Origin of the sequence: Chryseobacterium manosquense, from assembly GCF_014623485.1 — a bacterium.
Taxonomy (GTDB): Bacteria; Bacteroidota; Bacteroidia; order Flavobacteriales; family Weeksellaceae; genus Kaistella; species Kaistella haifensis.
In genome coordinates, this window is record NZ_CP060203.1 from 458,351 (window position 1) to 480,459 (window position 22,109).

Consider the following 22,109-nt stretch of genomic DNA (forward strand, 5'->3'; position numbering starts at 1 on the left):
TGCACCATTGAAACGACGCTCTTATTGGTATATTTTCAGTGACCTATTTAGTGACCTGTCAAAAGCCAAAGCAGCATAAAGATGATGGATAGGGCATTTACGAAAATAAATTAAGTCCCGTCCGGATCGCAACTATTAAATCAAAATAGTACAAAATGCTGTAAAACATAGGTTTTACGGCATTTTTCTTTTTATGCTGATATCAAAGAGCAACAAATTCGCACATATTTCGGTTTCAAAAATTTTGTCTCAGTTACGATGATAGTTTAATATTGATGGATTAAAAATTTATTATTTCTCCGATAATCTATTAGACTTCTATTGGACTTATAATGGAATTACTAAAAATGAGATATAAACCAAAATAGATACTGAGCTTTGCTAAAAACACAGTTCAAGACTCTGCATATTGATAAGCATTTCTTCGATGTTAAGCGAGAGAGCGTGTCATATATTGTTTCGTCAATTTTAAGCAGCTTTTGAGAAAGGTTGCTTTTTCTATTTAAAGATTTTGCAATGTTTGTTAAAATTTCTTTAAACTAACAATCATCATCAAATAATATTTTGTGGGATGCATAAAAAATGCTAATATTGTTATGAAACCCAACTCATTAAAAATATTAAAAAATGCCCAAAATGAAACCCAGTGTGATCTCTATAGTTCTAGGTGGTGGCAGGGGAACCCGGCTGTTTCCATTAACTTATACTCGTTCGAAACCCGCGGTGCCTATCGCCGGAAAATATAGGTTGGTGGATATTCCGATTTCCAACTGCCTGAATTCGGGATATAACAGGATTTTGGTACTAACCCAATTCAATTCTGCTTCGCTTAATTCACATATCAAAAATTCTTATCATTTTGATATTTTCAGCAAGGGCTTTGTGGACATCCTCGCCGCCGAACAAAATGTGGAAAATGACCAATGGTACCAAGGTACTGCAGATGCGGTCCGCCAGTCGATGAAGCATTTGGAAAAATATGAATATGATTATATTTTAATTCTTTCCGGAGATCAACTTTATCAAATGGATTTTCGTGATATGATTGATTTCCATTGTAAAAATGAAGGCGATATTACAATAGCCACAATTCCGGTTAATTGCAAAGATGCACCTGGTTTCGGAATTTTGAAGTCAGATGACCAAGGTAATATCACTTCATTCGTAGAGAAACCATCACATGATATCCTCGAAGATTGGAAATCGGAAGTGTCAGAAAAAAGTAAATCTGAAGGGAAAGAATACCTCGCTTCTATGGGAATTTATGTTTTTAGTAAGAACGTTCTTAAAAAAATGTTTGAAAACATGCCCGGCGATGATTTCGGAGGAGAATTAATTCCCAATGCCCTGGGAACTTATAAAACACTAAGTTTTCAGTACGACGGCTATTGGACGGATATCGGTACCATTGATTCTTTCTTTGATGCCAATATTGATTTGACCAGAGACTTTCCTCATTTTAATCTGTTCAGCAATGCGCCGATCTACACGAGAGTGAGAATGTTGCCTCCTTCGAAAATCCTTGGTTCTTATGTGAGCAAAGCGATCTTCGGAGACGGCTGTATCGTGATGGCCGATAAAATTGAAAATTCTATTGTAGGAAACCGTAGCCGCGTTGATAAAGGAAGTACGTTGATGGATACCTACATGATGGGTGCGGATTACTACCAAGATACCGAAGAAATTGTAGCAAATGATCAGCGAGGAATGCCTAATCTTGGCGTTGGGAAATATTGCTACATCGAGCGGGCAATTCTCGATAAAAACTGTCATATCGGTGATAATGTAAGAATCATCGGTGGAAAACATCTTCCAGATGGAGATTTTGAACATTATTCCATTAAAGACGGAATTGTGGTAGTGAAAAAAAATGCAGTCATTCATCCCGGAACCATTATCCCTTAATAATTTCAACCAGAAAAATTACGCACGGCAATATTTTTATTGTCGTGTTTTTTTTGCACGGCTTTTTTGTATTTTTGCCCCATGCGTTGGTTAAAATTTGGGAGTTTATTGATACTTTTTGCGGTGGCGGTTTATGCGATTGCGATGACTTTTGTGGAGGATGCAAAAAGTTTTACCATTCAAAAAGAAATTTCATATCCTGTAGATCGGGTTTTTCCGCAGTTTAATAATTTGCAGAATTTCACCCGTTGGAATGCCTTTTTCTCCGAAGATCCGGATTTTACCTTCGATTATTTCACGCCCTATGAAGGGCAGGGAAGTTCAATGAGTTATCACGACAAAAAAGATCCGGATCAATTCGGAGATCTCTTCATCCGTTACGAAAATCCGAACCGAACGCTTCGTTACCAGCTTTTTGAAGGCAAAAAAAATACTCCATACTTAATTGATGTGAAGTTTCGTTCCCTAAACGATAAAACATCCATTACATGGTTTATTCATACTCCGAAACAACCTTTCCTGAAGCGATCTTTAAACTTAATAACCGAAGATTTGGTTGCCGAGAAGATTGATTTAAGCATGAAAAATCTCATGGAGGTTCTTGGAAATAAAGTGCAGAAAGAGCAGTTATTGGAGAATTTGAAGTTTGATAGTTTGATGGTAGAAGAACAGGAAGGTCAGCTCCTTCTGGGCGTAAATGTAAATTCTAAAAACACCAAAGACGCGCTCTTCAAAAACATCGTCATGAATCACAACAAAACCCTGAATTACATCAAAATGGATTTGGGAAAAAGAAATGACGAATACGGAGAACCAGTCCTCATAACCGATGCAGACAATTTCAAGGATAAGGAAGTTTCTTATTACTACGGAATTCCGCTTTCGAAAAGAATCGCAGTTTCCGATAATAATTTCAGTTTCAGAACTGTCAATGCTTCCCGAAATTATGTGATTTACTATCGAGGCAACTATTCCGGACGCGTTAAGGCCATTCAACAGCTGCTTTTGAAAGCAAAACGCGATACAATGAGAACAGGAGATTTACAGCAAACTTTCTTAGAAGAGCCAACTTCCGAGGCAAATACTTTACTGAAATTATCGTTGCCGGTTTTCCGATAAATATTTAACTAATTTTTAAAGAGTTTTCGGCTTTAGTACTTCACTTTTTTTTGCTAAATTTGTCTTTTAAATAAAAACCAACAGTTAATCTGTAAATAATGGACAAATTTTCATTTCTGAATGCTGCGCATTCGCAGTTAATAGAAGACTTATACCAACAATATTTAAAATATCCCGACAGTTTAGAGCCTTCCTGGAAAGCATTTTTCCAGGGATTTGATTTTGCGCTGGAGAACTATGGCGATGAAATTCCGGGAGATAACAACTTTGCAGCTTCTGCTCCGAGTGCAGTGCAATTGGCAAATAATGCTGCAGCTAACGGACAAATTCCGGATGATATTCAAAAGGAGTTCAAGGTGCTTAACCTTATTGAAGCTTACAGACAAAGAGGTCACCTCTTTACCAAAACCAATCCGGTAAGGGAGAGAAGACATCACGAACCTACCTTGGCAATTGAAAATTTCGGGCTTTCTCAGCAAGATTTGAACAAAAAATTCAACTCCGCTACCGAAACCGGAATGCCTGGAGCGGCTACATTGCAAGAGATTATCAATCATTTAGAAAAAATCTATTGCGAGTCCATCGGGGTAGAGTACATGCACATTAATAACGTTAATGAGAAAACATTCATCAGAGAATGGATTCAAGTTAACGAAAATCATCCAAAGCTGAATGCTGCCGAGAAAACTGAAATCTTAGGAAAGCTTAATCAGGCAGTTGCTTTTGAAAATTATCTTCATACCAAATTTGTTGGGCAAAAAAGATTTTCCCTTGAAGGCGGTGAGTCTTTGATTCCTGCTTTGGACCAGTTGATTACCCGTTCATCTCAATTGGGTGTTGATGAGGTTGTGCTTGGAATGGCTCACAGAGGCCGATTGAATGTTTTAACCAATATTTTCGGGAAATCGTACAAACAGATTTTCTCTGAATTTGAAGGGAAAGAATTTGAAGAAGATGTATTCTCCGGTGATGTGAAGTATCACTTGGGTTCATCTAAAAAAATAAAAACTGCTTCCGGCGAAGAAGTATCTATCAATTTAACACCAAACCCGTCTCACCTGGAAACGGTTGGTGCTTTGGTGGAAGGAATTTGTCGCGCGAAAGTGGATAATAAGTATAAAGATTACAAAAAAGTCTTGCCAATCGTTATTCATGGTGATGGAGCAATTGCCGGACAGGGAATTGTGTACGAAATTGCACAAATGATGACTCTGGAAGGCTATAAAACCGGTGGAACTGTTCATATCGTGGTTAATAACCAAGTTTCGTTTACCACCAATTATTTGGATGCACGATCTTCAACTTATTGTACTGACATCGCAAAAGTAACCGAATCTCCTGTGATGCATGTGAATGCAGATGATGTGGAAGCGGTAGTTCATGCAATAAGATTTGCTGCTGATTTCCGTGCGGAATTTGGTAAAGATGTATACATCGATCTTTTGGGTTACAGAAAATATGGTCACAACGAAGGTGATGAACCCAGATTCACTCAACCGAATTTGTATAAACTCATCTCTAAACATAAAAACCCGAGAGAAATTTACAAAGAACAACTTATCAAAGAAGGAATAGTTTCCGATGAGGTGTTGAAGAAAATGGAAACCGAATTCAAAACTCTTCTAGATGCTGATTTCGATGCTTCCAAAGAAATTGAAAAAAATACCATGGACATCTTCATGGCGGAAGATTGGAAGCAATATCCACTTTGTCCAAGAGGAGCTATGCAAAAGACGGTAGATACAGGATTTGATCTTGATAAACTGAAAAAACTAGCAGTGGAAATGAGCACTTTGCCGGCCGATAAAAAATTCATTAACAAAATTACCCGACTTTTCGAAAACCGTTTGAAAATGATCGAAGGCAATTCTTTGGATTGGGCTTTGGGCGAATGGTTGGCTTATGCAACATTGTTGGTGGAAGGGAATAATGTGAGAATTTCTGGGGAAGATGTGGAAAGAGGAACTTTCTCTCACCGCCATGCCGTTATAAAAACGGAAGATACTGAGGAAGAATACATCCCGCTAAGACATATCTCCGATAATCGTTTTGATGTTTACAATTCACACCTTTCCGAGTACGGAGTTTTAGGTTTCGATTATGGTTACGCAATGGCTTCACCGAATACATTGACCATTTGGGAAGCTCAGTTTGGTGATTTTGTGAATGGTGCGCAGATTATTGTAGACCAATATCTAGCTGCTGCAGAAGAAAAATGGAAAGTCCAAAATGGATTGGTAATGCTTCTTCCACACGGTTTCGAAGGACAAGGTGCAGAACACTCTTCCGCAAGACTCGAAAGATTCTTGGAGCTTTGCGCTAATGAAAATATGACAGTAGCCAATGCGACTACTCCTGCGAACTTTTTCCATCTTCTGAGAAGACAAATGAAATGGAATTTCAGAAAACCTCTTATTGTAATGTCTCCAAAATCATTGCTAAGACATCCGCAAGTAATTTCACCTCTTGAAGATTTTGCAAATGGAAGCTTCCAACCAATTTTGGATGATGTCGCTGCAAACCCTGAAAAAATTGAAAAGTTGGTGCTCTGTTCTGGTAAAATTTACTACGAACTTTTAGCCAAAAAAGAAGAATTAGGTTGCGAAAACATCGCTTTGGTAAGATTTGAGCAATTGTACCCACTTCAGCAAGATAAAATAGAGGAAATTTTTAACAAATACAGCAACAGAAAACAATTGCTTTGGGTACAGGAAGAACCGGAAAATATGGGCGCATGGAGTTATATTTTACGTAATTTCAGAAAGTCTGATATTGATGTAATTGCGCCTGTAGCGAGCGGATCACCAGCTCCGGGAACTCACAAAATGTTTGAGAAAAATCAAAATAGCGTAATAAACAGAGTTTTCGACCGAGAAGATGCGCCTGCAAAAAGACCGGTTACCGCATAATTTCAATTTTAAATAATAAAAAAAATATTCACGATGTCAATATTAGAAATGAAAGTCCCGTCTCCGGGAGAATCCATCACCGAAGTTGAAATCGCATCTTGGTTGGTAAAAGACGGCGATTATGTAGAAAAAGATCAACCGATTGCGGAAGTAGATTCCGATAAAGCAACACTAGAATTACCTGCTGAACAAAGTGGCATCATCACTTTAAAAGCTGAAGAAGGCGAAGTGGTACAAGTTGGTCAGGTGGTATGTCTTATCGATATGGATGCTGCAAAACCAGCTGGTGAGGCTGCTCCGAAAGCGGAAAATGCTGAAGCTCCTCAAGCGGAACAAAAAGTTGTTGAAAAACCGGCAATCATTCAGGAAGCTAAAAAAGAAGAACAACCTGCTGCTACTTCTTACGCTACAGGAACTCCTTCACCTGCTGCTAAAAAAATACTTGACGAAAAAGGAATACCAGCTGCACAAGTTTCAGGTACTGGAAAAGATGGAAGAATAACCAAAGAAGATGCCCAAACTGCGCAAGTTGCTGCAATGGGAACTCCTTCTTCTACTGGCGGATCCAGAGGTTCTAATACCACTAAACTTTCTGTCCTAAGAAGAAAAATTGCTGCAAGATTGGTATCTGTGAAAAACGAAACCGCTATGCTAACCACTTTCAACGAGGTGGATATGTCTGAAATCTTCAGAATTAGAAAACAATATAAAGAGGAATTCGCTGCGAAACACGGCGTTGGACTAGGTTTCATGTCATTCTTTACCAAAGCAGTTACCCGCGCATTGCAAATGTACCCAGACGTGAACGCTTCAATTGATGGGGATTACAAAATCAACTACGATTTCTGTGATATTTCTGTTGCTGTTTCCGGACCGAAAGGTTTGATGGTTCCTGTTCTTAGAAACGCTGAGAACATGACTTTCAGAGGAGTAGAAGCAAATATTAAAGATCTTGCGGAAAAAGTAAGAAGCGGAAAAATTACGGTAGACGAAATGACCGGAGGAACTTTTACCGTAACCAACGGAGGAACTTTTGGTTCCATGATGTCAACTCCAATTATTAACCCTCCACAATCCGCAATTTTAGGAATGCATAACATCCTACAAAGACCTATGGCAGTGGATGGACAAGTGGTGATTCGCCCAATGATGTACGTTGCACTTTCTTATGACCACAGAATTATCGACGGTAAAGAATCCGTAGGTTTCCTGGTTGCTGTAAAAGAAGCAATCGACAATCCGGTAGAATTCCTCATGAACGGCAACGAGAGAAAAGCTTTGGAACTTTAATTAATCTTAAAGTTTTCAAGATCAATAATATCCCGTCTAAAAAGGCGGGATTTTTGTATTATTAATTTTAATAAAATTCCAACCCTATGTTTTCTACGACTACTTTCGATATTAAGGTTTCCGTGAAACCAGAGTACGATCCAAGAAATAGTTTTCCGTCCGAAAACCGATTTGTTTTCCGCTACAATATTAAAATCGAAAATCTAAGCGAAAATCCTATTGTTTTGTTGAAAAGAAGATGGCTGATTTATGATTTAGGTTTCGGTTTTACCGAAGTTGCAGGAGAGGGAGTAATTGGGTTGACACCCGAAATTTTGCCTGGAGAGGAGTTTAGCTACTTCTCCAATGTCGTGTTGCGCTCCGGTGTAGGAAATATGACCGGACAGTATTTTTGTATGAATCCTTTAACGAAAGAAAATCTGGAAATCAATATTCCGAAATTTGATTTAATGGCGGAAGTATTGAGTAACTAATGATTAAATTTAAAGAATTTTCAAATTCTTTTTTAAAACCTCTTTCACTTCATCGTTTCTTGTAATCATTAAATTATTAAATGCCAAAAGCGAAATTTTCGCACAAACTTCCGCATCATCTCCCGCGCGGTGGTGGTTAAAGGTTAACTGATGCTGCTCTGCAAGACTTTTCAAACCATATCTAGGTAAGTTTTTCCAGGATTTTTTAGCAATTTGAATGGAACACAAATACTCCATCTTCGGTTTGAAAAATCCGTGATAATCCAGACAACTTCTCAGTACACCTGCATCAAAGGATGCATTGTGTGCAATCATCAGATTTCCGTACATCAATTCTTCGGCTTCATGCCATACATCCTCGAATGTAGGAGCATCTTGCACATCTTCGGGGTGAATACCGTGAACTTCAATGTTTCTTCTATTAAAGTAAGGAAAACTTGGTGGTTTAATGAGCCAGGTCTGGGTTTTCACAATTTCTCCATTTTCGACCACACAAATCCCCATTTCACAAGCGGAATTTCGCTCGTGGGTTGCGGTTTCAAAATCCAATGCGCAAAAATCAAGCATCTTTTTGGTTTTAAATATTTAAATAAAATGTTTGAAGATCAACCATTTCGATTGGTAAAAATGATCGATCTGAAATTTTTTTCTTCGCTTTATGGTCCCGGGAAGTTGACAATAAAAACCGTAATGTGCTCTAATCACCGCCAAAAAATGAGCTGGACCGTTCTTAAAACCAAAATAAAAGCCGGCAATTCCGTCTAAACATAATCGCAAAAATATTACCCAAATAAGCTTTGGAAATGGCAAGTTTTTGCACAACATAGAAAGATTATTGCGTATGTTGAGATAAGTTTTCTGTGGATTTTCTTTGTTTAATGTTCCGCCGCCGACGTGATAGACAGTGGATTTTCCTGTATAAAAAATCTTTTTTCCTGAGTTCTTTAAACGCCAACATAAGTCGATTTCTTCCTGATGAGCGAAAAATCTTTCATCAAAACCGTTTTCTGCCCAAAAATCTTCCGAACGAATAAACATACAGCAACCTGAAGCCCAAAAAATCTCGGTTTCATCATCGTACTGACCTTTGTCTTCTTCAATTTCGTCAAAAATTCTTCCGCGGCAATAAGGGTAACCAAGGTTATCGATCAATCCTCCACCAGCACCTGCAAATTCAAAGAAATTCTTTCGATGATAAGCCAATATTTTTGGTTGAATGGCCGCAATGTTTTGATTTTTTTCGAATAATTCAAGAACGGGATTTAACCAATTTTCAGTTACTTCAACATCGGAATTCAGAAGGCAATAAATATCTGCATCGATTTTTTTAAATCCTTCATTATAACCGCCTGCAAATCCTGAATTGGAAGGGTTTTGTACAATTTTAACTTCGGGAAAATGAGATCGTAAAAAATTTACGGAATCGTCGGTAGATGCGTTGTCGATGACGTAAATATCGGTGTTTTGGGAATGTGAAATCACATTGGGAAGAAACTTTTCTAACCAATTTTTTCCGTTCCAATTGAGAATTGCTATGACTACTTTCAAATCAATGAGAATTAAATTCGGGTTTCCATTACTTTTATCGAATCCTGATATTTCCACCTTCTGTGCGACCAAAGATAATTATCGGGTCTTTTATTAATCGTAGTTTCAAGCATTTTATGGAATTTTCTTACCACTTCATATTCCTGAAATTTTTCACCATCGGGGTAAATCCGGTGATAATTTATTTGGTAATACCCGCGTTTTACCTTTTTCATTTCGCAATATACAAATACCAAATCCATTCTAGTGGAAAGCTTGTCGTAGCCTACGAATGCTGGTGTTTTCTGGTGCAGGAATTCCAGTCCGTATGTAACTTCAGAGGAATGCGGAGTTTGATCTGCAACAAACATGTACACCGAATTTCCATCATTGGTATTTTTGAAAATATGACGAATGACTTCTTTGGCTTCTAAAGCGTGATTACCAAACCTGTTACGAATTGCTTTCACTTTTTGTTCCCAAAAACTGCTCTGAACTTTTCGGTAAACCGGAAAGCTTTTTTCCTGAGGAATAATTGTTGCCAATGCGTTAAACCATTCCCAATTGAAAATATGCCCTGCTAGAAGAATTACATTTTTGTTTTCTTTTTTGGCCTCATGAAATACATCTTGATTTAGGTGTTGCACGCGAACCCGCAATTCGTGGGAAGAAATGGTAAAAGATTTCAAAGTTTCTACAAGATAATCGCAGAAATTATGATAAAACTTCTTTCTAATAATTTTCAGTTCCGAGTCGCTTTTTGCAGGAAAAGAATTTTTCAGATTTTGCAAAACCACATCTTTCCGATAACCTACCACAAAGTAAAGTATCACGAAAATAAAATCGGCTAACCCATACAAAACCTTTAATGGTAATTTTGAAAAAAGTATAATTATTTTAAATAGAAAATTCATAAATAGTATGCAAATTTAGCAATTATAAAATTTATTGTTGGCGTAATTTTTGTTATTTTGTGGCATTAATTTAATTGAAAAATCAATGAGAAATAATAGAATAAAATTGATGATGTTTTCGGCACTTTGTTTTGGAGGTGCAACCTTTGCACAAACCACAGAAATTAAAACCGAAAAATCGGTAGCGATAGCTGAAGGTGCAGCAAAAGAAGATAGCGCAGCGATACTAGCGGCCAATAAAAAAAGAGCAGCCGAAGAGAAAGCAAAACTTCCGAAGCCGTATGACGCAACAGAAAATGCTGAAGCTAAAATTGCTGAATTGGTAAAAAAAGCAAAAGCTGAAAATAAAAATATCATTTTACAAGCCGGAGGAAACTGGTGTATTTGGTGTTTAAGGTTCAATAATTTCGTGCAAACAACTCCGGAACTGAAAGAAATTGTGGATGCAAATTACCTTTATTACCACTTGAATTATTCGCCGGAGAACAAAAACGAGAAAGTTTTTGCGAAATATGATAATCCGGGAGCGAAATTCGGATACCCGGTTTTTGTCGTTTTGGACCAAAATGGAAAGATGATTCATACCCAAGATAGCGCGGTGCTGGAAGAGGGGAAAGGGTATAGCAAAGAAAAAGTGAAAGCGTTTTTCGAGAAGTGGGCTCCAAAATCATAAATCAAAAAAGTTCCGGAAATTTCCGGAACTTTTTTTTTATAGCAATTTTTTAATCCAATTCATTTTCTTCTCCGTGTAAGGCGGATATTTCAAATCGGGCTCGCCCCAATTTACACGCTCGAGAACGGCTTTTTGATGGGAAAAAGTTTCAAAGCCAAATTTTCCGTGGTAATTTCCAATTCCCGAATTTCCAACGCCTCCGAATGGTAAATTTTCATTGCTCAAATGCATCACCACATCGTTAATACAGCCGCCACCAAAGGAAATTTTCGAAGTGAAACTCTCTTTTTCTTCTGAATTATTGGTAAAAAGATAAGCCGCCAAAGGTTTTTCTTTTTCTGAAATTTTAAGTAAAGCTTCATTAAAATTTTTAAAAGTGAGAACCGGCAAAATCGGACCAAAAATTTCTTCCTGCATTACAGCGTCCTCCCAGCTGATTTCGTGCATAATCGTAGGTTCGATGTGAAGTTTTTGAGAATCGTGGTTTCCACCGAAATAGATTTTGTCTTTTTCAATATAATTTACCAATCTGTCGAAATTTCTTCTGTTGATTATTTTCGTATAATGTTCCGAATCCGGTTGGTAATTGAATTTTTGAATATAAGATTTTAATGTGTCCAGAAAACTGTCTTTCACTTTCTCATCCACCAAAATATAATCCGGAGCCACACAAGTTTGTCCGGCATTAAGGAATTTTCCCCAGACAATTCTTTTTGCAGCGACCTCAAAATCAGCATTTGCAGTTACAATAGCTGGACTTTTTCCGCCCAATTCCAAGGTTACCGGTGTTAAATTTTTCGCAGCAGCTTCATATACGATTTGCCCAACCTTCGTGCTTCCGGTAAAAAATATTTTGTCGAATTTCAGTTTTAAAATTTCTGTGATTTCTTCCACACCACCTTCAAGCACAAACAGATATTGTTTTGGGAAATTTTCGTTGATTATTTTTGCCATGGCTTTCATGGTGTGTTCTGCCACTTCGCTAGGTTTTACAATACAGGTGTTTCCTGCTGCCAACGCAGCAATCATGGGCGAAAGCGAAAGTTGGTAAGGGTAATTCCATGCACCGATCACAAGGGTACAACCGAGTGGTTCGCTGTGGATTTTACTCGTTCCAAGTTGATTCGCAAGGTTGGTTTTTACTTTTTTGGGTTTTGATAGCGAATTGAGGTTTTTCAGGTAAAAATCGATGTCTTTTAAAATGAAAGAAATTTCCGTAGTATAAGTATCAAATCTAGATTTTCCGAAATCTTTGTAAATGGCGGCATAAAGTAGTTCTTCATTTTTGATGATCAAATCTCGCAGTTTTTCCAGATACATTTTTCTGAACTTGATGCTTTTGGTTTTCTGGCTGTTAAAAAAGGTACGCTGATCTGCTAATATCTTTTCAAAATTCATTACATTTATTTTATAATTCAAACAAATTTACTCCAAATTAAACAGATAAAGACAAAATGGATTTCAGAAATAAAAAAATTCTTATTACCGGCGGATGTTCCGGAATTGGTAAAATAATGGCAAGAAAATCTCTGGAAAGAGGCGTCGAAAAACTGGTAATTTGGGATATTAATGAAGAAGCTTTGGTGAAAACTAAGCAAGAGTTTTCAGGGATTGGTGGTGAAATTTTCACTTACAAAGTAGATGTTTTTAATTTGAATGAAATTAAAATTAATGCCCAAAAAGTACGTACAGAAGTTGGTAAAATTGATGTATTGATCAATAATGCCGGAATTGTGGTTGGAAAATATTTTCATGAACACACGCACGAACAAATCGAAAAAAGCATGAACATCAATTCCAATGCTTTTATGCATATCGGATTGGAATTTTTGCCCGGAATGATGGCGGATAATTCAGGAGCCATTTGCAATATTGCTTCTTCTGCCGGATTGATTTCAAATCCGAAAATGTCGGTTTATGCCGCTTCAAAATGGGCGGTTGTCGGTTGGAGCGACAGTGTTCGGCTGGAAATGGAACAACTTGGTAAAAATATTTCTTTTACTACCATAATGCCTTTCTACATTAATACAGGAATGTTTGATGGTGTAAAATCAAAATTATTGCCCATTTTAGAGCCTGAACCCACCGCTGAAAAAATCATTAAAGCCATTGAAAACAAAACAAAAATGCTTGCAATGCCTCTTCCGTATTGGTTTATTCAACTTTCTCAAGGAATTTTGCCGTTGCCGATATTTGATTGGGTGATGAAAAATGTTTTCGGAGTTTACGATACTATGAAAGATTTCAGAGGCAGAAAATAACCCACAGGATTTGTTGAATTTAGCATTAAAAATACAAATGTAAGTCCTCCGATTCTTATAATTTTCTTAAATTTGTGCATCTAAAAAAGTAAAAAGAAAGAATGAATTCCTACAAAAACCCTCTTGAAGAACGCTATTCAAGTGAGGAAATGCTCTATAATTTTTCGCCGAACAACAAGTTCAGAAACTGGCGAAAATTGTGGATTGCTCTTGCCGAAATCCAAAAAGATCTTGGTTTGGATATTTCCGATGAACAAATTTCAGAACTCAAAAATAATGCAGATGACATCGATTATGTGAAAGCTGCAGAATACGAAAAAAAATTCCGTCACGATGTGATGGCGCATGTTCACACGTATGGCGATGCCGCTCCTTCCGCGAAAGGAATCATCCATTTGGGTGCGACGTCCGCATTTGTAGGTGATAATACCGATTTAATTCAAATGCGCGACGGATTGTTGATTTTGAGAAAGCAATTGGTGAATGTCATTAAAAACTTGTCGGATTTCGCTTTGAAATATAAGGATTTGCCGACTTTAGGGTTTACGCACTATCAACCGGCGCAATTGACGACCGTTGGGAAACGTGCTACACTTTGGTTGCAATCTTTGATTTTGGATTTTGAGGAACTCGAATTTTTTCTTGAAACTTTAAGATTCCGCGGTGTGAAAGGAACTACCGGAACTGCAGCTAGTTTTTTAGAGCTTTTCAACGGCGATTATTCTAAAGTAAAACATTTGGATACCGAACTTTCAAAACGTTTTGGATTTGATAAAGTTTTTGGTGTTTCCGGGCAAACCTACGACCGAAAAATCGATGCGAAAGTTTTGGCTTTATTGTCGAATATCGCTCAATCTGCTCATAAATTCACTAATGATTTACGACTATTGCAGAATTTAAAGGAAATTGAAGAACCTTTCGAGAAAAACCAAATCGGTTCCTCGGCGATGGCGTACAAAAGAAATCCAATGCGTTCCGAAAGAATCGGCTCGTTAGCGAAATTCGTGATGTCGCTTTCTTCGAGTTCCGCAATGGTGGCAGCAACGCAATGGTTTGAAAGAACTTTGGATGATTCAGCGAACAAAAGACTCGCAATTCCGCAATCTTTCCTTGCTGTGGATGCTATTTTGTTGATTTGGAACAATATCATGAACGGAATTGTAGTTTACGAAAACCGAATCAAGAAACATATTATGGACGAACTTCCTTTCATGGCGACGGAATACATCATCATGGAAGAAGTAAAAGCAGGTGGCGACCGGCAGGAAATCCACGAAACCATCCGCGTTCATTCCATGGAAGCTTCAAAAAAGGTGAAGATGGAAGGCAAAGAAAACGATCTGATTGAAAGAATTTTGAACGATGAATCCCTGAAAATGGATAAAGCCAAATTCATGGAAATGCTCGATCCTAAAAACTTCATTGGGTTCGCACCGATTCAAGCTGAAGAGTTTGTCCAGAATGAAGCACAACCTATTCTTGATAAATATTCCGATTTAATTGGCTTAGAAGCTGACCTTAAAGTATAAAGTGATGCAGGCAATTTTGTCTGCATTTTTTAATGAATTACTCCCTTTAAAATTGACATAGAATGTCTGATAAGAAAAGAATTTTTGTAGAAAAACGTGGAATTTTCGATGTAGAAAGTCCAAAAATTTTTAGTGAAATTAAAACCATCGTTCCTCATATTCAGGATGTGAAAGTTTATAATATTTATGATCTGTTCGGGATTGAAGAAAATGAACTTAATAAAGTGATTTTCAATACTTTTGTAGATCCGGTCGTTGATATTCTTCACAACGAAAATCCGGCTAAAAACCTTCATTTTGCTACGGAATTTCTACCTGGCCAATATGATCAGCGCGCAGATTCTGCCCAGCAGTGTATTGCTTTGCTTACCGGAAACGAAAATTCAAAGGTGAGAAGCGGAAAATTAATCGAACTCTTCGGAATCTCCTCCGCTGACCTCGATAAAATAAAAAATCATCTAATTAATAAAGTCGAAAGTCAGGAAAAAGATTTGTCCAAACTTGAAATTCCGGCTGAAGAAACTCCAGATCCGGTTGTCATCCACGAGGGTTTTATTGATTTTTCTACGGATCAACTTAATGAGTTTTATCACCAACATGGTTTTGCTTTGGGATTTGATGATTTGGAGTTTATTCAAAATTACTTCAAATCTGAAAAGCGAAATCCTACAGAAACCGAACTTAAAGTTCTCGACACTTACTGGAGCGACCATTGCCGACATACCACTTTCGAAACAGCATTAACTGATATTCAGTTTAATGATTCTTTTAAAGATACTTTAGAAAGAATTTTTAATGATTATTTAGAGAAAAGAAAATTTCTCGGAAGAGAAGCAAAACCGATTTCTTTGATGGATTTGGCGACGGTTTGTGCAAGATATTTTCACAAAACCGGTAAGCTCGAAAACCTCGTTGTTTCCGATGAAATCAATGCGTGTACCATAGAAATTGAAGCCGAATTTGATGGTAAAAAGGAACCTTGGTACCTTTTATTTAAAAATGAAACACACAATCACCCGACAGAGATAGAACCTTTTGGTGGTGCTTCTACGTGTTTAGGTGGCGCAATCCGCGATCCATTGTCCGGTAGAGCGTTTGTTTATCAGGCGATGCGACTTTCTGGAGCTGCTAATGTTTTAGAACCGATTAGCGACACTTTGCCCGGAAAACTTCCGCAAAGAACTATTTCTAAGCAGGCTGCAAATGGCTATTCTTCCTACGGAAACCAAATTGGTTTAGCGACGACTTTGGTGAATGAGATTTACCATGATGGCTACAAAGCAAAAAGAATGGAAGTGGGTTTTGTAGTGGGAGCTGTAAAGAAAGATTGGGTCCGACGGGAGAAACCACAACCTGGAGATTTGGTGATTTTACTCGGCGGAGCAACCGGAAGAGACGGAGTTGGAGGTGCAACTGGAAGTTCAAAAGAGCAAGATGAAACCTCTATTCATACGCTTTCTACTGAAGTTCAAAAAGGAAACGCGGTGGAAGAACGTAAAATTCAGCGTTTATTCAGAAATCCTGATGTTACTACTTTAATTAAAAAATCCAACGATTTCGGTGCAGGTGGTGTTTCTGTTGCGATCGGTGAAATTGCTGATTCGTTGGAAATCAATCTTGATATTTTGCCTTTGAAATATGAAGGTCTAAACGGGACTGAACTCGCTATTTCTGAATCTCAGGAAAGAATGGCAGTCGTAATTGAAGCTAAGGACAAAGAAAAATTCATCAAATTCTGTGAAAAGGAAAATATTAAAGCTGTAGAAGTGGCGAAAGTAACCGATTCCGGAAGAATGCAGATGTTTTGGCAAGGCAATAAAATTGTGGATTTAAGCCGCGAATTTTTAGATACCAACGGTTGTGCAAAATCTCAGCGTGCAGAAATTTCACATTTGCAAATAGTAGATAATCAAAATATTCGGTTCAATGAGGTGAACTTTTTGAAGGAAATTTCTAGTAAAAATAATGCTTCGCAAAAAGGTTTGGCAGAAATGTTTGACGCATCCGTTGGCGGAACTTCCGTTGCGATGCCATTTGGCGGAAGATTTCAGGAAACGGAAATGGAAGGAAGTGTACAGACGCTTCCGGTTTTAGACGCGGAAAATATTGAAACTGTTTCTTTGGCAAGTTGGGGTTTTGATGCGGAAATTTCTTCGCAAAACTCGATGATTGGAGCTGCAAATGCGGTCGTAGAGAGCGTTGCCAAAATCGTGGCAATGGGAGGAAAATATCAAAATATCCGTTTGAGTTTCCAAGAATATTTCGAAAAATTGGGAAATCAACCTGAAAAATGGGGCAAGCCTTTAGCCTCGCTTCTGGGTGCTTACGATGCACAAATGAATTTGGAACTCGCTGCAATTGGCGGAAAAGATTCGATGAGTGGAAGTTTCCAGGATATCAATGTACCGCCAACGCTGATTTCTTTTGCTTGTGCAAATGGCGAAAAGAAAAACATCATTTCTCCGGAACTGAAAAAAGCGGGAAACAAATTGTATTTTTTCCAACATGTTCCTCAGGAAAATGGCTTGCCGAATTATGAAAATTTGAAGAAAGTTTTCAATAATATTCATGAAAATATTCAGTCAGGAAATATCGTTTCTGTTAAAACAGTGAAAGATGGAGGAGTAGCGGTGTCATTGGCAAAAATGAGTTTCGGAAACCAATTAGGGGCTGAAATTGCTTTGGATGAGAGTTTACTTTTAAATAAAAATATTGGAAGTTTAATTATTGAAACTACCGCAGATTTGGAAAATGGTTTATTTCAATTGATTGGTGAGGTTAAAACTGATAAAGTTTTAATAATTAATGATTTAAAAATTTCTATCTCAAGTTTATTTGAGGCTTGGAAAGGAACTTTTGAAGAACTATTTCCGACGGTAGAGAAAGAAAAAATTGTGGTCCAATTGGACGAAAAATTGAATGCTACAAAAGCAGAAACCATAATAATTCGAAAACACGGAATTGCAAAACCTCGTGTTTTTGCACCTATTTTTCCGGGAACCAATTGTGAATATGAAACTCAAAATGCCTTCCGAAAAGAAGGAGCAGAAGTTTCAAGTTTACCGTTGATCAATTTGAATCATCAGCTTCTTAATGAAAGTTTGGATGCGTGGATTTCGCAAATCAATCAGTCTCAAATTTTGGTGTTTTCTGGAGGTTTCTCTGCCGGTGATGAGCCGGATGGTTCCGCAAAATTCATTGTCAATGTTTTGAAAAACGAGAAAATGAAAAATGCTGTTCACGAATTATTAAACCGCGATGGAATGATTCTCGGTATTTGCAACGGGTTCCAGGCATTGGTAAAATCCGGACTTTTGCCTTATGGTGAAATCCGCGATTTGGACGAAAATTCACCTACTTTGGCGCACAATGCGATCGGAAGACATATTTCTCAAATGGTTGATGTAAAAGTAGTCAACGATCATTCGCCTTGGTTAAAAGGGATGAAAGATCAGGTTTTTACCATTCCGATTTCTCACGGGGAAGGAAGATTTATGGCGTCTGAAGAAGTGATTAAAGAATTGTATGAAAACGGACAAATCGCTACGCAATACATAGATTTTGAAAGGAAAATTGCACATGGAATGCCTTTTAATCCAAATAATTCGTTGTTCGGGATTGAAGGAATTGCAAGTAAATCCGGGAAAATTTTTGGTAGAATGGGACATCCGGAAAGATTTTCGGAAGGTTTGTTGAAGAATATTCCTACAGCCAATTATCATAATATTTTCAAGAACGGAGTTGAGTATTTCAAATAAGAAATCAATTTTGTTAACGGTTAAATAGTTAGAAATAAGAAATTAATTATAAGTGAATTTCCTTATAAAATATATTTATTAGCGATTTGGCTTATATTTAGGTTTTATAAGGGCAATTGCTTATATTTGCGAAATGATTGCCATTATTACTGGAGATATTATAAATTCTCAAAATACTGATTCTGAATTATGGCTTCCTAAGTTGAAAAATTTATTGGGAAGTTGGTCTGCAACTCCTGAAAATTGGGAAGTATATCGTGGCGACGAATTTCAGTTGAAATGTAGTGTGGATGAAGTTTTTTCAAAATCATTGATGATAAAATCACTCATCAAAACTTTTGAGAATCTGGATGTAAGATTGGCAATCGGCATCGGAAATGAAGTTTTTCTGTCTGAAAAAATTACCGAATCAAACGGCTCTGCTTACGTAAATTCCGGGCGACTTTTAAATGATATAACAACCGAAGGACGTACCTTGGCGATAAAAACCGAAAATGATAAAGTGAACCGCGATTTAAATATTCTTTTTAAATGGACTTCGATTGATTTCGACAGTTGGTCGGTTGCCACTGCGGAAATTATTCACCGGTTGCTGATCAATCCGGAACTTACGCAAGAAGAATTAGCAAAGGAATTAAATATTACTCAATCATCAGTAAGTCAACGAATTAAGCGATCTCATTTTGATTTGATTCAGGAAACGGATTTGTTTTTTAGAAAAAAAATAGCAGAACTCTAATGATTTTTATTCCTCTCATATTGGCACATTTGTTAGGAGATTTTCTTCTACAGCCCAATTCGTGGGTTGCTGATAAAGAGCGGAAAAAAGCGGGAAGTGGTTATTTGTATTTGCATATTTTGCTTCACACGGTTTTGGCTTTTGTTTTTTTATGGAATATTGAGCTTTGGTGGATCGCTGCAGTTATCGGGGTTTCGCATTTTTTGATCGATTGGGCAAAGCTGAATTTTCAAAATGCAAAAACTAAACGAACCTGGTTTTTTGTGGATCAATTGCTTCATATTTTAGTTATCGTCGCGGTATCGATGTTGTATTTTCCATATTTCATGTGGGACGATTTCTTTAATTCTGAATCTTTAAAACTCATCACGGCCGTGGTTTTTTTAACAGTTCCATCTTCTATTTTTATCAAAACATTAATCTCGATTTGGACTCCAGTTACCGTAGAACACAGCAAGTTACAAACGGAATCCTTAGTGAATGCAGGGAAATACATAGGAATTCTCGAAAGACTTTTGGTTTTCGTATTCATCCTTGTCGACCATTGGGAAGGCGTGGGTTTTATGATTGCCGCAAAATCGGTTTTCAGATTTAGTGATTTGGCAGAAGCAAAGCAAAGAAAACTGACAGAGTACGTATTGATAGGAACTTTATTAAGTTTCGGAATCGCTGTATTGACAGGGATTCTAGTTAAAATTTAAATTAAAAAAAACAGTTGAAATAATCAAATAAAAAATAAAAATGACAAAAGGAGCAATGCTTTATGAAGGAAAAGCAAAACAAGTTTTCGAAACCGATCAGCCGAATGAAGTGATTGTTCGTTTCAAGGATGACGCGACCGCATTTAACGCACAAAAAAGAGGAAGTGTAGATTTGAAAGGTGAGATGAATAACGCCATCACCACCATGATTTTCGAATATTTGAATGAAAAAGGAATCCCGACGCATTTCATTAAAAAACTGGATGAAAGAGAGCAGTTGGTTAAGAAAGTGAATATTATTCCTCTGGAAATGGTAGTTCGGAATTATTCTGCAGGAAGTATGGCGCAAAGATTAGGGGTGGAAGAAGGCATAAAATCGCCGGTGACTATTTTCGATATTTGTTATAAAAAAGACGAATTGGGAGATCCACTTATCAATGATCATCACGCGGTTTTTTTAGGTGCAGCTACCTATGAAGAACTTGATGAAATGTATGAACTTACTTCAGATATCAACGAAATTTTGATCGATCTTTTCGATAAAATGAATATTATTTTGGTTGATTTTAAAATCGAATTGGGCAAAACGGCAGACGGAAAAATTGTTCTTGCCGACGAAATTTCACCCGATACTTGCAGACTTTGGGATAAAGATACCATGAAAAAATTGGATAAAGACCGTTTCAGAAGAGATTTGGGCGAGGTAACAGAAGCTTACGTTGAAATCTACGAAAGATTGAAAAAGGTGCTGAACAAATAATTTTTTGGGAGAAAAGTAAAAAATGAAAGATTTACAACAACATAAAGTAAATTATTTAAACCAGTTCAAAGAAAGAACCTACGGAAGAAATTTGCTGAAATCCGAAGACCTTTTTGATGCACCCTCTGAAGAATGCGGAATCTTCGGACTGTACTCCGATAAGGATCTAGATACCTTTTCACTTTCGCAGTTCGGCCTTTTTGCATTGCAACATCGCGGTCAGGAAGCTTGCGGTATTTCGGTAATGAAAAATGGAAAAATTTTCAATATTAAAGATGAAGGTCTCGTGCTCGATGTGTACAAAAACATTCGCGAACCCGAAACTTTCATGGGAAATTCCGCAATTGGACATACAAGATATACCACAGCGGGCGACAAAAAGAAGTATAATTTTCAACCTTTCTTTGCGAAAAACGAATACGACCAAATCATCCTTTCCATCGCTCATAATGGAAATTTGACCAACGCTGAGGAACTCAAAAAAGAACTCGAAGCAGAAGGAGTTGTTTTCAAGGCAACTTCCGATTCTGAAGTAATTTTAAGATTGATTCAGAAAAACTTGGATCTCGGTTTGCGAGGAGCCATCAAAGCCACAATGGAAAAGATTGAAGGCGCTTATTCAGTGGTGGGAATGACACGAAATAAATTTTTTGCTTTCCGAGATTTTCACGGCATCCGCCCTCTGATTTTGGGAGCGATTGACGAGAAAACCTTCGTTGCAGCATCGGAATCTGTCGCTTTAGACGCTGTTGGTGCGCAATATGTTCGAGATATTTTGCCGGGAGAAATCGTTTATACCAGCGAAAATGAATCTGGTTTGAAATCTTTTCTTGTGAAAGAAAACTGTGAAAACCGCATCTGTGCTTTTGAATATATTTATTTCGCAAGACCAGATTCCAAGTTAGAGAACATTAATGTTCACGAAATACGCGAAAAATCCGGGATGAAAATCTGGGAACAGGCTCCTGTAGAAGCAGATATTGTTATTGGTGTTCCGGATTCAGGGGTTCCCGCGGCGATTGGTTTTTCTATTGCTTCGGGGATTCCTTTTCGTCCTGTCTTGATTAAAAATCGGTATATCGGAAGAAGTTTCATCGTTCCAACCCAGGAAATGCGGGAAAGAATAGTGAATTTAAAACTCAACCCCATTCTGTCAGAAATTAAAGGGAAAAGGGTAGTGATTATTGATGATTCCATCGTTCGTGGAACAACATCGAAACGTTTGGTAAAAATTTTGAAAGATGCGGGAGTAAAAGAAATCCATTTCCGCAGCGTTTCACCACCGATTATTGCGCCGTGTTATCTGGGAATTGATACGCCTTCGAAAGACGATTTAATTTCCGCCAATATGTCAGTAGAGGAGTTGCGGGATTATTTGGGTGTTGATTCGTTGGAGTTTTTAAGTATGGATAATCTGAAAGTTATCCTGGGAAGTTCCAACCATTGTTTCGGTTGTTTTACCGAAGAATATCCGGTTCCGGCGGGACCTAACCCAGATTATACTGATGAATAAAAAAAAGGTTGGGAAATTTCCCAACCTTTTCTATATAA

The 22,109-nt window shown here is 37.5% G+C and carries 17 protein-coding genes; 13 read left to right on the forward strand and 4 right to left on the reverse strand.

From position 1 onward, the window contains the following. The first annotated feature begins 636 nt into the window (after positions 1–636). From H0S70_RS02090 to apaG, 5 genes are all read left to right on the forward strand, one after another. Positions 637–1,905, forward strand: coding sequence for a glucose-1-phosphate adenylyltransferase (locus H0S70_RS02090; protein ID WP_188321533.1), 1,269 nt, complete (start codon positions 637–639; stop codon positions 1,903–1,905). Between the two features lie 108 nt (positions 1,906–2,013). Next, positions 2,014–3,024 carry an SRPBCC family protein gene (locus H0S70_RS02095; protein ID WP_228453765.1) on the forward strand — a complete coding sequence of 337 codons (1,011 nt, stop codon included), beginning with the start codon at positions 2,014–2,016 and terminating at the stop codon, positions 3,022–3,024. Positions 3,025–3,122: 98 nt separating this feature from the next. Continuing rightward, entirely contained in the window at positions 3,123–5,933 is a 2,811-nt protein-coding gene (locus H0S70_RS02100) for a 2-oxoglutarate dehydrogenase E1 component (RefSeq protein ID WP_188321535.1), read from the forward strand. Positions 5,934–5,966: 33 nt separating this feature from the next. Continuing rightward, positions 5,967–7,223, forward strand: coding sequence for a 2-oxoglutarate dehydrogenase complex dihydrolipoyllysine-residue succinyltransferase (odhB, locus tag H0S70_RS02105; RefSeq protein ID WP_188321536.1), 1,257 nt, complete (start codon positions 5,967–5,969; stop codon positions 7,221–7,223). Positions 7,224–7,309: 86 nt separating this feature from the next. Beyond that, positions 7,310–7,696 (forward strand): Co2+/Mg2+ efflux protein ApaG, encoded by a 387-nt coding sequence (gene apaG, locus H0S70_RS02110; RefSeq protein WP_031504062.1) that lies wholly within the window; start codon positions 7,310–7,312, stop codon positions 7,694–7,696. A 9-nt stretch (positions 7,697–7,705) separates the two neighbouring features. On the opposite strand, the gene H0S70_RS02115 is transcribed toward apaG, so the two are convergent. From H0S70_RS02115 to H0S70_RS02125, 3 genes are read right to left on the reverse strand one after another with little or no spacing between them, the layout of a single operon-like run. After that, entirely contained in the window at positions 7,706–8,263 is a 558-nt protein-coding gene (locus tag H0S70_RS02115; protein ID WP_188321537.1) for a 3'-5' exonuclease, read from the reverse strand. 18 nt (positions 8,264–8,281) lie between these two features. Next, positions 8,282–9,244, reverse strand: a complete 963-nt coding sequence (locus tag H0S70_RS02120; protein ID WP_188322177.1) for a glycosyltransferase family 2 protein — start codon at positions 9,242–9,244, stop codon at positions 8,282–8,284. An 11-nt stretch (positions 9,245–9,255) separates the two neighbouring features. Then, positions 9,256–10,137 (reverse strand): lysophospholipid acyltransferase family protein, encoded by an 882-nt coding sequence (locus H0S70_RS02125; RefSeq protein WP_188321538.1) that lies wholly within the window; start codon positions 10,135–10,137, stop codon positions 9,256–9,258. 85 nt (positions 10,138–10,222) lie between these two features. On the opposite strand from H0S70_RS02125, the gene H0S70_RS02130 reads away from it, so the two are divergent. Beyond that, positions 10,223–10,810, forward strand: a complete 588-nt coding sequence (locus H0S70_RS02130; protein WP_228453766.1) for a thioredoxin family protein — start codon at positions 10,223–10,225, stop codon at positions 10,808–10,810. A gap of 36 nt (positions 10,811–10,846) precedes the next feature. On the opposite strand, the gene H0S70_RS02135 is transcribed toward H0S70_RS02130, so the two are convergent. Beyond that, positions 10,847–12,208, reverse strand: a complete 1,362-nt coding sequence (locus tag H0S70_RS02135) for an aldehyde dehydrogenase (RefSeq protein WP_188321539.1) — start codon at positions 12,206–12,208, stop codon at positions 10,847–10,849. A 56-nt stretch (positions 12,209–12,264) separates the two neighbouring features. Here H0S70_RS02135 and H0S70_RS02140 point away from each other — a divergent pair, with 56 nt between their 5' ends. From H0S70_RS02140 to purF, 7 genes are all read left to right on the forward strand, one after another. After that, positions 12,265–13,071, forward strand: coding sequence for an SDR family oxidoreductase (locus H0S70_RS02140; protein ID WP_188321540.1), 807 nt, complete (start codon positions 12,265–12,267; stop codon positions 13,069–13,071). A gap of 101 nt (positions 13,072–13,172) precedes the next feature. Further along, the gene (gene purB / locus H0S70_RS02145) at positions 13,173–14,600 is read left to right on the forward strand and encodes an adenylosuccinate lyase (RefSeq protein ID WP_188321541.1); all 1,428 of its coding nucleotides are present in this window, start codon (positions 13,173–13,175) and stop codon (positions 14,598–14,600) included. A 62-nt stretch (positions 14,601–14,662) separates the two neighbouring features. Next, positions 14,663–18,358 (forward strand): phosphoribosylformylglycinamidine synthase, encoded by a 3,696-nt coding sequence (locus H0S70_RS02150; RefSeq protein ID WP_188321542.1) that lies wholly within the window; start codon positions 14,663–14,665, stop codon positions 18,356–18,358. A 133-nt stretch (positions 18,359–18,491) separates the two neighbouring features. After that, entirely contained in the window at positions 18,492–19,097 is a 606-nt protein-coding gene (locus H0S70_RS02155; RefSeq protein WP_188321543.1) for a SatD family protein, read from the forward strand. Then, positions 19,097–19,798: a DUF3307 domain-containing protein gene (locus H0S70_RS02160; RefSeq protein WP_188321544.1), complete on the forward strand. Its 702-nt coding sequence runs from the start codon at positions 19,097–19,099 to the stop codon at positions 19,796–19,798. Before H0S70_RS02155 ends, H0S70_RS02160 begins: the two co-directional genes overlap by 1 nt. A 40-nt stretch (positions 19,799–19,838) precedes the next feature. Next, entirely contained in the window at positions 19,839–20,558 is a 720-nt protein-coding gene (purC, locus tag H0S70_RS02165) for a phosphoribosylaminoimidazolesuccinocarboxamide synthase (protein WP_188321545.1), read from the forward strand. Between the two features lie 22 nt (positions 20,559–20,580). Further along, a complete protein-coding gene (gene purF, locus H0S70_RS02170; protein ID WP_188321546.1) occupies positions 20,581–22,071 on the forward strand; it encodes an amidophosphoribosyltransferase in 1,491 nt (496 codons plus the stop codon). Positions 22,072–22,109: the final 38 nt, after the last annotated feature.

Bases quoted from the DNA above. Each gene is read 5' to 3' on its own strand.
- H0S70_RS02100 (WP_188321535.1), top strand. From the start codon at position 3,123: ATGGACAAATTTTCATTTCTGAATGCTGCGCATTCGCAGTTAATAGAA.
- odhB (WP_188321536.1), top strand. From the start codon at position 5,967: ATGTCAATATTAGAAATGAAAGTCCCGTCTCCGGGAGAATCCATCACC.
- H0S70_RS02160 (WP_188321544.1), top strand. From the start codon at position 19,097: ATGATTTTTATTCCTCTCATATTGGCACATTTGTTAGGAGATTTTCTT.
- H0S70_RS02155 (WP_188321543.1), top strand. From the start codon at position 18,492: ATGATTGCCATTATTACTGGAGATATTATAAATTCTCAAAATACTGAT.
- H0S70_RS02150 (WP_188321542.1), top strand. From the start codon at position 14,663: ATGTCTGATAAGAAAAGAATTTTTGTAGAAAAACGTGGAATTTTCGAT.
- H0S70_RS02115 (WP_188321537.1), bottom strand. From the start codon at position 8,263: ATGCTTGATTTTTGCGCATTGGATTTTGAAACCGCAACCCACGAGCGA.
- H0S70_RS02090 (WP_188321533.1), top strand. From the start codon at position 637: ATGAAACCCAGTGTGATCTCTATAGTTCTAGGTGGTGGCAGGGGAACC.
- apaG (WP_031504062.1), top strand. From the start codon at position 7,310: ATGTTTTCTACGACTACTTTCGATATTAAGGTTTCCGTGAAACCAGAG.
- purF (WP_188321546.1), top strand. From the start codon at position 20,581: ATGAAAGATTTACAACAACATAAAGTAAATTATTTAAACCAGTTCAAA.
- H0S70_RS02135 (WP_188321539.1), bottom strand. From the start codon at position 12,208: ATGAATTTTGAAAAGATATTAGCAGATCAGCGTACCTTTTTTAACAGC.
- H0S70_RS02125 (WP_188321538.1), bottom strand. From the start codon at position 10,137: ATGAATTTTCTATTTAAAATAATTATACTTTTTTCAAAATTACCATTA.
- H0S70_RS02130 (WP_228453766.1), top strand. From the start codon at position 10,223: ATGAGAAATAATAGAATAAAATTGATGATGTTTTCGGCACTTTGTTTT.
- H0S70_RS02140 (WP_188321540.1), top strand. From the start codon at position 12,265: ATGGATTTCAGAAATAAAAAAATTCTTATTACCGGCGGATGTTCCGGA.
- purC (WP_188321545.1), top strand. From the start codon at position 19,839: ATGACAAAAGGAGCAATGCTTTATGAAGGAAAAGCAAAACAAGTTTTC.
- purB (WP_188321541.1), top strand. From the start codon at position 13,173: ATGAATTCCTACAAAAACCCTCTTGAAGAACGCTATTCAAGTGAGGAA.